This is a genomic window from Echinicola vietnamensis DSM 17526 (assembly GCF_000325705.1).
Lineage (GTDB): Bacteria > Bacteroidota > Bacteroidia > Cytophagales > Cyclobacteriaceae > Echinicola > Echinicola vietnamensis.
On record NC_019904.1, the window covers coordinates 4,168,175 to 4,180,955 of the forward strand.

At 41.3% G+C, this 12,781-nt stretch carries 8 protein-coding genes; 2 read left to right on the top strand and 6 right to left on the bottom strand.

What is annotated here, in order from left to right; all coding sequences use genetic code 11:
• The first annotated feature begins 303 nt into the window (after positions 1-303).
• Together ECHVI_RS23050 and ECHVI_RS17125 are read left to right on the top strand one after the other, a co-directional pair.
• Positions 304-1,596 (top strand): M57 family metalloprotease, encoded by a 1,293-nt coding sequence (locus ECHVI_RS23050; protein WP_015267281.1) that lies wholly within the window; start codon positions 304-306, stop codon positions 1,594-1,596.
• Between the two features lie 174 nt (positions 1,597-1,770).
• Entirely contained in the window at positions 1,771-2,703 is a 933-nt protein-coding gene (locus tag ECHVI_RS17125) for a class I SAM-dependent methyltransferase (protein ID WP_015267282.1), read from the top strand.
• Between the two features lie 961 nt (positions 2,704-3,664).
• Here ECHVI_RS17125 and ECHVI_RS17135 read toward each other — a convergent pair.
• The 6 genes from ECHVI_RS17135 to ECHVI_RS17160 form a co-directional block, all read right to left on the bottom strand.
• Positions 3,665-4,438 (bottom strand): endonuclease/exonuclease/phosphatase family protein, encoded by a 774-nt coding sequence (locus tag ECHVI_RS17135; RefSeq protein ID WP_015267283.1) that lies wholly within the window; start codon positions 4,436-4,438, stop codon positions 3,665-3,667.
• A 74-nt stretch (positions 4,439-4,512) separates the two neighbouring features.
• Positions 4,513-5,289 (bottom strand): endonuclease/exonuclease/phosphatase family protein, encoded by a 777-nt coding sequence (locus ECHVI_RS17140; protein ID WP_015267284.1) that lies wholly within the window; start codon positions 5,287-5,289, stop codon positions 4,513-4,515.
• Between the two features lie 117 nt (positions 5,290-5,406).
• Positions 5,407-7,134 (bottom strand): RagB/SusD family nutrient uptake outer membrane protein, encoded by a 1,728-nt coding sequence (locus ECHVI_RS17145; RefSeq protein WP_015267285.1) that lies wholly within the window; start codon positions 7,132-7,134, stop codon positions 5,407-5,409.
• Positions 7,135-7,170: 36 nt separating this feature from the next.
• Positions 7,171-10,623 (bottom strand): TonB-dependent receptor, encoded by a 3,453-nt coding sequence (locus tag ECHVI_RS17150; RefSeq protein WP_217189900.1) that lies wholly within the window; start codon positions 10,621-10,623, stop codon positions 7,171-7,173.
• Positions 10,624-10,785: 162 nt separating this feature from the next.
• Positions 10,786-11,940: a FecR family protein gene (locus ECHVI_RS17155; RefSeq protein WP_015267287.1), complete on the bottom strand. Its 1,155-nt coding sequence runs from the start codon at positions 11,938-11,940 to the stop codon at positions 10,786-10,788.
• Positions 11,941-12,157: 217 nt separating this feature from the next.
• The gene (locus tag ECHVI_RS17160; RefSeq protein ID WP_015267288.1) at positions 12,158-12,736 is read right to left on the bottom strand and encodes an RNA polymerase sigma-70 factor; all 579 of its coding nucleotides are present in this window, start codon (positions 12,734-12,736) and stop codon (positions 12,158-12,160) included.
• Positions 12,737-12,781: the final 45 nt, after the last annotated feature.

Consider the following 12,781-nt stretch of genomic DNA (forward strand, 5'->3'; position numbering starts at 1 on the left):
TAAGAAATATGAAAGAATGAAGAAAATATTTTTCATTAAACGCTTGATATAACGACGATAAAAATTATTGTTTGAGGGAATATTCAGAAATTGAAGTATGTTAAACATATCCTTTTGCAATGAACCTTGGTTCTTTCCTAAACTAAATAGATATGAATGACCAAAAAGATCATAGTAACACCTTATGTATATAATAGAATATTTTTTATGTATAATGTTGTGTTTCATGACTTTTTTTTGGTGAAAAAAAATATTATCATTATTTTCATTTAAAATTTTTATCAATCTAAACCTTTTTAAACAATGAAAAGAACATTTTATTTAATGGCAATTTGTGTTTGTTTATTATTTTCCTGTAAGATGGAAAGTGATTTGGATCCAGTCATTCCTGACCAAGATTTAGGATTATCAAATTTATATTTGGGAGGAGACAAAGACATGGATAGGTTTTTAGAACTTTATGGATTAAAAAATGCAGAAGTCCAAGATTTAGGAGAGTTTTATTTTGTTGACAATTGTATTTTAGCAAATAAAGACAAATTATTATCAGGTGTATACGATATTAATTCTGATAAAAAAGGAAATGAAAATGCCCAAGTCAGAACTACTGCTTTAGTAAGCAGTTCAGCTTGGAATTATAAGCTAATAAAGGTCAAAATAGATAATTCAATACCTTCATCGGGGGTTGATAATTGGAGGCCTGAAATTGAACAAGCATTGGAAGATTTAAATGATGTTAAGAATTTTAGGCTAAAATTTGAATTGGTTAGCTCTGGAGATTATGATATTTTGATAAAATCTGATGTAGGGGACCCTATTCCTTACAATGCGATTGCCGGAGCTGATTGGCCTTCCAGTGGATTACCAGGAAGTCCAATATTAATTAATTTAGATTATACAAATATCAATGATCCATCTAATCCGTATGACGATATTTATAATTGGACAGTTCCTAGTGCTGTGAAAAGAAGAAATATTGTTCATGAAATTGGACATTGTATAGGATATAGGCATACTAATTACGAAGATTTAAACGAGGGGCCTGGTTCTATAGGGCAAATTTATGTCCCTGGTACTTTTACCACAGACCCAAATTCTGTAATGAATGGAGGAACAGCAAATACGCCTTGGAGCGGATTTTCTCCATTTGATATTTTAACTTGCAGAACTATCTACAATTATGACTGGGGAGAGGTACCATTATTTACTTACAGAACCAGTCATGGGGGAAATTTGATGTCTCACCATTGGTCTGGTGATTGGTATGAATATCAAAATTACTCTTATCAAGGATTTACTGGATTTTTTTACCAATATCAAAAGAGCGGAACAGTACCTCTTTACAGGTATAATCACACAACTGGATTAGATTATATAAGTATTGATTCAAATATTCCGAATATAGACTCTGCCTTTACTCTTGATAAAATTATCGGTTATGTTTATAATTCTTCAAACTCAGAAAATATCCCCGTTTACGAATGGTATCATCCAAATGAAGGGCATTATTTCACTACTAATTCTAATGAAGGCTATGTTAGTGGAGCTGGATGGGTTGGCGGAGGAGTAGCATTTTATGTTGAGAGTTTTTATTGATTTATTAAAAAGAATTCCTCGAGGCTCTGCCTCGGGGTTGTTCATTTATTGTTGATTAAATAAAAAAGCTAAGCAATAGACTGATTCTTGCTTAGTTTTTTATTTTGGATTGATTTGGATTATATATTTGTCCAACAAAAAAATAAAGTAGGATAAAATTTTATTAGGATAATAATGACTGACATAAATAAAAGGACCACCTGTGTTGCATGTGGTAATGAAAATAATAATAATGTATTTACTGCTTCAGAGAAAATGTTTAGGATGTGGAATGAATTTGATTATCTAGAATGTAGCAAATGTAAATCCTTGCAGATTATCACTCCTCCTGAAGATTTATCAGAATATTATGTGTCAGAATATTATGCATTTCAAGCATTAAATAGTAGCGATAAACTTCGAAATATTTTCAAAAGGTTAAGATGGCTTATTTATAAATGGGGAATATATAAATCTTCTTATCCCGAATATCTGAGGTGGTTATATAAACTAAAAGCTTCAGAATATGATACCATTGCGGATATTGGTTGCGGAAATGGGCAACTAATTTATGAAATGCGATGCTCGGGATTCAAAAAGTTATATGGGTTTGATCCATATTTAAATGAAGAGGTCGATGATAATGGTTTAAGACTTTACAGAGTTGATATAACTGGAGTTCACGGTAAATATGATATTGTTATGCTTAATCATTCTTTTGAGCATATGGAGTATCCCCAATTAGTATGGCAACATCTAAATGAAATTGTAAAAACCGGTGGGAAGTTACTAATTCGACTACCTGTAACAGATGGAGAAGTATGGAAAACTGAAAGAACAGATTGGTTTCAACTAGATGCTCCTCGTCATTTTTTTATCCCAAGCGTCAATGCAATGGCAGAAATGGGAAGAAAAAACGGATTTAACTTATACTTATCTGAGTTTGATAGTACGGAATCTCAATTTATGTTCACTTTCTTATATAAGGAAGGTAAAAGTTTTATCAATGCAGATTTAAATTCTGAATTTTCAAAAGAAGAACGGAAAAAATATAATAGAATGGCCGATAAGTATAATATTGACCGTAAAGGGGACCAGGTTTGTCTTTATTATGAAAAAGTTGAGTAGAAATTAATATAATGATTTAGGAGGAACCCAAATATCCACTTTCTGTGAAGGTGGTCAGAGACCATTTCACAAATCTGCTTACATGCAAACTTAAGGTCAACTTTCAAAAGTTGTAACCAAAATAAGAGAAAGAACCCAATTTGAGTTCATGCCAAATATTAATTTAAGTCTACTAATCTGCACCTTTCCAAAACAATAGGGCGAAATTATAGGGAGAATACTGGAGAAATTAAGGGAAATCACTGAAATCATACTTTTGATTAGGACGAGAAAAAACCTAATAGCATTTGTACAACTTCAGTACAACCAATTAACAAGTTAAATATTGAATTTCAACTAGTTATAATTTACTGTATCGGGAAGTAAAAGAAAAAGATAAAAAACTGTAAAATAATTTTTACAGTTTTTTTATGGTTCAAATCTCTGTTTATCACTATGCGCTTTTATCACAAACTTTTCAGTTAAAGATAAATTTTTCACTAGTTGAAAATGGTATCAAGCAAGCGTGGAGTATAACATATCGTTAGTTTTTCACGAAACTCAAGCGCATAAAAGGTACTTATCTGAAAGACGCAGTAGAATAGCATGTTGATTTTTGAATAGCTTGGATCATTTTATATATGGATATTTTGGCTTTTATAATCCTATTTACAAAAGGACCATAACGTTCTTTTGATAATATTCTGCATCCAGAAGTCGATAAGAAATCACCGGACATCACGAATATTTTGTCCTACGGGTTTTTAACTAAAGTGGTGGGCTTTTTAGTAACAATGGTTTTTAATATAAATGACGTTAATCTTACGCCTAAGATTTGGATAGCAATTCTGATTGAATTTTGATAGAAGCATTGAGACAGGGAGGGCATTTGGAAATAACCTTGGGCGATACCCCAAACAAAACCCTTTTCCAGTAGCAAAAGCGGCTTTTCCATGAGGGATGGAAAAGTGAAGCTGATATGTTACCACATCAGCTTCACTTCTGACACAACTGGAAGGTGATCCGAAAGCAGGCTTGATTGGTTTGGACTGGCCAATAGTTGCCATTTTTTTGCGGGATAACCAAAAATGTAATCAATCTTGTATCGCGGATCTTCAGAAGGAGAGGTGGGCGATTGATTATCCAAGAGTATCCATGGAGCCATACCGACACTTATTTCCTGTGATTCTGGACGGGCATTGAAATCTCCACATAGGAGCAAGGGATGTGTGTTGCTGAGAAGCACTTCATTGATCTTCTCCACTTGACGCTGCCGCTCTGCGCTATTGGTGTAGTCCAGGTGGGTGCTGGCGAAGGCAATGATTTTATCATCCGCCAATTCAACATGGACTGTAAGTAAGGCCCGCTGTTCTTTGCCATCTGGTGTTAAGGGCAAAAGGATTCTATCGGTTTTGGTGATGGGATATTTGGAGAGGATGCCAATACCGTAGTAGCCACCCGCATAATCGATGGTTTTACCAAATACGCCGAACATCCCCGTCATATGAGCTAATTCAGCAATAAAATCCTTGCCATTTTGGTGTGGTGCGCGTTCACGGCTGGTATTGATGTCCACTTCCTGTAAGGCTACCAAGTCAGCATCCTGGGCGTGGATAAAGGCTGCAAACTCCTCCATGGAAGCCCGCTCGCCAAAACGCAGGTTATAACTGACGACTTTTAGGGTGTCCGATAGGACTTGTGCATGTAACTGAAACGAGCATGCGATTAATATCAGGGAAATGGAAAAGTGTTTCATCGGCTTAAATTAAAGGAATAATATTGATTGTTTATTTTTTAAATGCTGTTAGTGAAGAAATTTTTTCAAGATAATCAAGGTCTTGACTTAAGTTCAAATGTAGCGATCAATGGCAAGTGATCGGATGCTTCTGTTTGGAGTACTTCATGCGATAGGACCCGAAAAGACTCTTTTGGCCTGAAGAGCACATAATCCAATGTACGATTGGGGTTTCGGGAAGGAATGGTAAAACAGCTCCTGTCATGTTCTTGACAAGAACTCATATAGCCTCTTTCAAAAAAGGAGGTCATGGTAGGGCCGTCAGGTTTGGCATTAAAATCTCCTCCTAGGATGACTGGATGAGCACGCTCGGTAAGCACACTGTCAATAGCAGGTACTTGGAGTTCCCGGTTTTCCACGGTCAGTTCTAGGTGTGTATTGGCAATGGTCAATGGCTGTTTATGGACGGTTATGTCGGCCGTCATGAGGATGCGATAGCTGACATATTTCCCTTCCAGCTCCACCCTTGGAAGCTGGTGGATCTCTTGATGGGATAGGGGAAAGCGGGAGAGGATACCCAAGCCGGTTTCACCGCCCTGATAAGAAATCGCTTTTCCATAAAAATAGTAGCCCAAACCCGTTTTTTCGGAGATTAGTGCCAGCTGGTTGACCTTTCCACTTCGGGTGGTATTGCGGTCAATTTCCTGAAGGAAGACAATGTCTGCTCCCGAGTGGCTGATGATATTGGCTATGGAATCCACGTTTGGTGAAGAGCTTTTGTAAGGGGCACAATACTTTACATTATAGCTCATGACTTTTAAGGTGGTTCCATTGTCGTCGGGTTGGTCCCATGACCATCCGAGTGGTAACATGACTGCGTTCCAACAAAGCAGTATAATGGAAATGAATAAGTTCATATGAAATCGTAACTCGTGTGGTTATAAATTAGTGCAGGGAGCCGTTTGGGGTACTCCCTGCGCAATATTTGGTTATTCCCAACCGGGGTTTTGTCCAAGGTCAGGGTTTTTAATACGCTCTGCATAAGGTACCGGCCACAAGTAGTGCTTACTCGGGTCGAAATGATCCAGTCCACCTTCGGCCACGGATTTTTCGTAAATAATATCCCCAAATTCATCTGTACCATTGTCCGGATAAGGGTTGGCGCCAAGGTCATTCATACATACTTCCAAGCTTGGTCCCACCATGGCTTTACCGAGATGAATTTCTCCCTCTTCCCAACGTAATACGTCGAAATACCTCATGCCATCCATGGACATTTCTACACGCCGTTCCCGATGGAGTTCCGTCTCTAGGTCCAGTCCCCAAGCGTTTAACTCGTCAAGGTTCATGGGGTGCATATTGACACGTTCGCGGAGTTGGTTGACCGTCATATCAATTTGCGCTTGGGTAAGTGTTCCTCCTTGTATGTTAAATAGTGCTTCAGCGTAGATCAACAGGATTTCAGGATAGCGAATGACATTGATATTATTATGATCCCGGTTGTACAGCCCAGCCAATTCAATGGAATTGTATTTTTTAAGGTAAAATCCGGTCAAGCCATTGGCACCAAGTCGGTTGTTGTTTTGCAAGACTGCAAATCTCGGCAACTGATAAATTTCATTGGCTGTGTCGGTGTCGGGATCCCCATCATCTCCACCGGGCCACTCGTCACCAGGGCTGTAGACGGTCATCTTTAGCCTTGGGTCCCTGTTTTCAAAGTAGTCGGCATAATGCTCCTCGGGGTAATTGTACAGCTCAGAAGTGGCAATACTTTGTCCATAATATTCCAAGCCGGCCTTAGCGGGCTTACCGTCAGTACATAAAAAGGCGTCCACTAGCCTTTTGGATGCATTCAAGCGGATATAATCCACGGGTGTACAGGTATAGTTACTCAGGTTGTTGGTTCGTAGGTCTTCCACGAAGAGGCTGTAGATTATGGCTTCTCTATTCGCGGGATTTGTTTCTGCGTTTCCGGCTAATTTATACATATCGCCATAGTTGGAGTATAATGCATAAGGACTATTGTCCATGATCTCCTTAGCGGTATTCGCAGCGACTTCCCACATCTCATTTTGTAGGGCTACCCGAGCTTTGACCGCCAATGCACCCCAGCGATTTATGCGGCCAACATCATCTCCTGATGGGATTTCTTCGCCCAATTTACTGGCGGCCCAATCCAAATCGTCCATGATAAACTGGACAACTTCTTCACGTGGCGTTCGAGGCATGTACGCTTCCGAGGCGTTGATGACTTTGTCCACCAAAGGCACATCACCCCAATAGCTCGTCAACCAAAAGTACTGCAGGGCCCGGATGACTTTGACCTCTGCGGCATAAACATCCTTGGTGTCTTGATCGACATTGGCTTTGTCATAATGGTCCAGGAAATTGTTACAGGTGAAAATCGGGGCATATAACCAGGACCAAAAACTGGTAAAAGGAAATCCATCCAGTGCCGTATGCCTTCCTCCGGGAATTTTGGCCAAGCCACTGTTGAGATCTCCCCAGACCACGTCACCACCAAAGACATTAGGATAGATCAGCAGTTCATAATCTAGCCCCTCATAACAAGGATACAGGGCTGCCCTTAATTGACTTTCGGTTTCCCAATAGGTTTCATGGGTTACGCTGTCGAGTGGGTATTTATCGAGAAATTCATCATCACAGGCACTGAATAAAAACAGGGCCAAGATCAAGGAATATTTTATATTTTTCATGTCAAGTCGAATTAATTGTTGTAGTTGTATGGCTATTTAAAATCCAAGTTGTACCCCCAATGCCATGGTTCTTACCTGGGGATAAGCATCCCCGGATGTTTCGCGGACCTCAGGATCGAAGCCGCCAAAATAATCCGTGATGGTAAAGAGGTTTTCACCCGTAAAATATACCCTGCACCGCGAAAGTTTTATCCGTTCGATTAACTGCTGGGGTAGGGAATACCCTATCTGCAGGTTCTTTAACCTCAGGTAAGAAGCATCTTCCAGCCAATAATTGGAGAAGAGGATGTTGTGGTCCGGCTGGTAGTACATTCGGGGATAGGAAGCGTCCGTGTTTTCCGGGGTCCATCGGTCCATGTGGACTTTTTTGGGCACAGAATAGTCATTGATGAATGCATGTCGTGCTTCATCACGCAAGTAGCCGTTTACCTTGCCGACTCCTTGGAGGAAGAAGGAAAGATCAAAACCCTTCCACGCGGCAAAACCTCTAATGCCATAACTATATCGGGGATATGGATCCCCAAATACCACTTTGTCATATTCATCGATTAGGCCATCTGGCTGTCCTGCTTCGCCACTGATATCCCTGTAAATGACGTCGCCTGGTTGTATGATGTCTGCATAACTGCTGATTACGGGGAATGTGGGATTGGTATACCTTCCGGTGGACTCATCAAAAGCTTCAAAATCATCAATTTGAGCAAGGCCATTCGTAAGATAACCATAGTAGGCATTGACAGGATCACCTACTCTCCTGATATTATCTCCCAAGGATGCAGCGCTGGATCCCATATCAGTGATTTTATTTTTGGCGTCCGCAATGTTGGCGTTGATACTATAACGGAATTCACCCACTTGGTCTGACCATCCCAATGCAATTTCCCAACCCTTGTTTTCAATGGCTCCGATATTTTCCAAGGGAAGGTTGCTGGATGAGGTGATGCCAATGAGGGACGGATAGATCGGTTTCAGGAGGGCATTGATATTCTTTTTCTTAAACCAATCTACCGATAAGGTCATGCGGTCCTTTAACATGCTGAAATCTGCACCGATATTCAGCATTTGGATGGTTTCCCACTGAATATTTTCATTCGCGAGAGAATATTGCCTGAAGCCCACATTTTCTTTGGCTCCAATCGGATAGGCTTTGGTTTGCCGTTCTATTTCCGTGAGGTACGGGTAGTAATTCCCACTGATGTTTTGATTTCCCAGTTCGCCCCATGAAGCCCGTATTTTTCCGACATTGAGAAACGGCTTTGCAAAATCCATAAAGGCTTCTTCCGTAAATTTCCATCCGGCAGAGAAGGAAGGGAAAACGCCCCATCGGTTGTCCTTTGAAAACCTCGATGTGCCATCCACCCTAAGATTGGCTTCAAACAGGTACTTTTGGTCAAAGTCATAGTTTATCCTTCCAAAATAGGAGCGAAGCGCCCATTCTTCCGAAGTACCCCCGTTTACGATGTCCTCGGTGCCAGCATCTATTTCGGTAATGCCATCCATCAAGATATTTCTTCGGGAAGCATACAATCGAGGCATGCTGGACCATTCTTGAGAGTAACCAGCCAAAAATTTCAATCCATGCCTTCCGATTACCTTGTCATAATTAAAAGTAGAAAGCAATGTTTGGGTTAAGGTGGTGTAGTGGCTATTGGCGATGCCATTTCTGATATTTTCATTGGCAGGATGAGGTGTCCCATCTGCCAAAAACCGTGGCATCGTCGCCGTCCAATCTTTAATATCCCGGTTATAATAATTATAAGCGTATTGTGCATTGATGTACATGCCATCAATCAGGTCAAGGGTGGCCTTAAAGTTACCGTTAAGGGTTCTTGATTTGCTTTTGGTATAACCGGATTCGTGGGCAGTTCTGACCGGGTTGGTCACGGATCCATAGGACCAATATGGTGAATCTTCCCAGCCTCCATCTGCAGTCGGTTGTTGCCACATGACAGGTAGTAATGGGCTGATCCGCTGTGACAACCGGAATACTCCTGAAGTACCCGCACCCCCAGCATCTCGCTTATAGAAATCGACATAACTGATGTTAGCGTCTAGTGTCAACCGATCAAGCACTTTGGTGCCCAAACGCAATCTTACATTATTTCGGGACGAAAAATAGGGATCTCCCACGACCAAACCCGTCTGCTCCAGGTAGCCATAAGAAAGGTAATAGCTGGAATTATCGGTTTGTCCCTGGACATTAAAATTGTGGTTTTGTTGTGATGAATGTGATTTATAGGTTTCTGAAACCCAATCGGTATTGGAGTAATCATTCGGGAAGTTTCCCGAGTCATACCTTTCAAAGGCTTCATCAGCATAGGGAACTGCCACACCTCGTGCCCTTCTGGCCTCGTTTTCCAAGGTCATGTATTCTCGGCCATTTACGAGCTCTGGCGTGGCTATGGGCGTTTGAATACCAAAATAATTGCTGTAATTGAGGGAAACCTTTTCTTCGCCACCGCCTTTTTTGGTGGTGACCAAGATCACACCATTGGCAGCTCGTGCTCCGTAAATGGCAGATGATGCCGCATCTTTCAGCACTGTAACGCTTTCGATATCATCTGGATTTAGCAGGTTAATGTCTCCACCGGCCACACCGTCAATCAGGATTAATGGAGAGGTTTGACTATTAATGGTATTTACCCCTCTTATCAACATATTGGAAGCGCCCGCACCGGGTTGTCCTGAGGGAGAAGTGACCGTAAGTCCTGGAATGAGCCCTTGCAGGCCACCGGCTACGGAGGAGATGACTCTCCCTTCCAGCACATCACCTTTTACTTCGGCCACTGCTCCAGTGATATTGGATCTCTTTTGGCTACCATATCCCACGACAATGACTTCATCGAGTCCCGTTACATCCTCTTCCAAGGTAATGTTAATGGTGGTTTTTCCGTTTAGTGGATATTCTTGGGCAATAAATCCTAGGTAAGAAATCTTTAGCACGGCATCTGCGGCAGAGACCTCTAGTGTGAAATGACCATCGATATCCGCTACGGTTCCGTTATTGGTTCCTTTTTCCAGTATGGAAGCACCGGGCAGTGGCGCACCATTTTTGTCGGTGACGGTTCCTGTGATCGTTACTGCCTGAAGCACAAGGGACTCATTGGGATCGTTATCGGCCTTTTTCTTAAGGACGATTTGGGTGTCCATGATGATTTGATATTCGATTTTCCGAGGGTTAAAAAGCACATTAAGGACCTCCTCCAGCGGTTTGTCCTGCACGCTTAATGTAATGGTTTCTGCGGCATTGAGTTCGTCATTGCTGTAGATGAATTTAAAGGACGTCTGTGACTCTATTTGATAGAGTACTGCTTCCAGTGGTTTGTCCTTTACATCTAGGGTTACCTTTTCATTTTGGCCATAAGCAGAATATGCTTGAATGGGGTTTAGGGTAGTCAGAAAGATGAGTACCATCAGGATAGGAGGGGACATTACGACCTGCCTAAACCTTAAAAATAATTTGCCTTTCGGCTTACATAGATTTTTCATACTTTTGATGTGCATTTGGTGGTTAAATTCATTTTTGATCACAAATCTTTTATCGGAAAATGTTCGCGCATTTTCCGATTTTTTTGTGCAGCCCTATTGCTGAGGGCATGGGGATATTGTGCATTTGGTGTTCGATTTTTAGCGATGTTTCATAGGCGGTTTTTATTGATGAATCGTAATACTATTTCCTTCGATTTGGTATTGAAGCCCATAGGCCCTCTTAAAGGTTTCCATGACTTCTTCAATGCTCTCCACATCAAAGCTGGCCGTGTAATGCTCGTGCGCTAAAGCACCGTCCAGGTTAATGATTTCGACATTGTAATGCCTTTCCAGTTTCTTGATGATATTTTCGAAAGGCACATTCTTGAAAATAATTTTGCCGCTTAGCCAAGCGGTATACATGTCCAAGGATGTTTCATTTATTTGCAAGTCTTTGCTGGTCTTGTCCCATATTGCCAAGTGACCGGCATGAAGTACCGGTGATGCCTCTGGACGGTATGGCTCATCGTCTCCGTATATACTGACTTTCCCCTCGACCAAGGCTGTTTGGATTAGATTGTCTTCTGGATAGGTGGATAGGTTAAACTGGGTGCCCAAGACGCGCACGTTCATTTTGCCCGCATTTACGATGAAGGGATGGGCCTTATCTTTCTTAACATTAAAGTATCCTTCCCCGATCAGGGCAACTTTCCTGGTGGCCATGTTCTCAAAACTGGTCGGATACGTTAGGGAACTGCCTGCGTTTAGGGTCACGTGGGTACTGTCTGGAAGGATGATTTCAAAACGTTTTGCATAGGGGACTGTAAGCGTATTATAACCGGGTTCACCAGACGATTGCTCGGCATCATTTCCTAAATAAATGAGCTTTCCTCCGCGTTTATTTCCAATTATCCTACCTGCTGCATCTTTGATGGGCAAGTCACTTAATCCATCTATGGCGACCAATTCACCGTTATCGAGTTTTAAGGTGATGGTATTTTCTGGAATAATTGCCGGAGAATTCTCCTTGGAGAATTGAAATGTGTACAAAACATAACCAACACCAAAGACCAATAGGATGGCTGCTGCATAGCGCATGACGGTCGGCAGAAAGTAAGCAGGAGAGGAGGTATCCAAACCTTTGCGGAACGAATGCCACTCTTTATCAAGGTCAACTTCCTGAGAAGTTTCATGAAACTTAGCTGCGATGAAATGGGCTTTTATGGCCTGAAAATATTCTTCATTGGCTTCATCGGCGTCGAGCCATCGGCTGATTTCATTTACCTCTTCTGCTGAAGCAGTTCCTTCAAAATACCTTATTAGTTTGCCGTCTTCCATGGTGGTGTTTTGGTCATCCGATTAATAAACGACTCAGGAAGCAGGGGTACGTAAGGAAAGCTACATTAAAAACGAAAATAATACAGATAAGTAATCAATCTGAGGTTGATCAAGCGGAGAAGTTGAGGGAAATTTAGCTCGATAGTCATCCTGAGCGATTGCCTACCCTGCAGGCAGGGACTCGAAGGATGGCGAAGGGCCTCGACGGCCTGCCCGTTTACAGCATGAACATCAAAAATTCTTTTAGTTGCAGACGCATAGCTTTGAGTGCCAAGGTGATGTGGGTGTCGACGGTTCGCTTGGAAATCTTTAGTTCTTGGGCTATTTCCATGTTCTTTTTGCCTTCTAACCTGCTTTTTGTAAAGACCTCACGTTGTTTGTCAGGAAGTGCAGCGATGCTTTCTTGGATCTTTTCGTCCAGTTCCTTTTCCAAGATCAAGGAAGCCGTTTCATTTTGAATAAACCTCAAAGGGTCGGCCAGCTGCCGTTCATAGTGTTCTTTGGATTTCTTTTGGACGACTGATCGATGTTTTAAATGGTCCAGACAGGCATTTTTGGTAATGGTAAAAAGGTAACTGTTGTTCAGTGCCGTGATGTTTCTCCTTCTTTCCCATAGTTTTATAAATACATCCTGAACGATTTCTTCTGCATCTTCTGTACTATTGAGGTAGTATTTCGCCAAGTGAAGGAGTTTATCATAATATAACTTAAAAAGTAATTCAAATGCCTTGTCTCCATCTTGATGTAAAAGATGGATAAATCTACTGGAATCAATATGTGGGTTTTGATCAGACAATGAATGTTAGGCGATTTTAACTAAAGCTAAAGCCAGATGACATCC

Coding starts and splice junctions, on each gene's coding strand:
- ECHVI_RS23050 (WP_015267281.1), top strand. CDS start 304: ATGAAAAGAACATTTTATTTAATGGCAATTTGTGTTTGTTTATTATTT.
- ECHVI_RS17125 (WP_015267282.1), top strand. CDS start 1,771: ATGACTGACATAAATAAAAGGACCACCTGTGTTGCATGTGGTAATGAA.
- ECHVI_RS17135 (WP_015267283.1), bottom strand. CDS start 4,438: ATGAAACACTTTTCCATTTCCCTGATATTAATCGCATGCTCGTTTCAG.
- ECHVI_RS17140 (WP_015267284.1), bottom strand. CDS start 5,289: ATGTTACCACTCGGATGGTCATGGGACCAACCCGACGACAATGGAACC.
- ECHVI_RS17145 (WP_015267285.1), bottom strand. CDS start 7,134: ATGAAAAATATAAAATATTCCTTGATCTTGGCCCTGTTTTTATTCAGT.
- ECHVI_RS17150 (WP_217189900.1), bottom strand. CDS start 10,623: ATGAAAAATCTATGTAAGCCGAAAGGCAAATTATTTTTAAGGTTTAGG.
- ECHVI_RS17155 (WP_015267287.1), bottom strand. CDS start 11,940: ATGGAAGACGGCAAACTAATAAGGTATTTTGAAGGAACTGCTTCAGCA.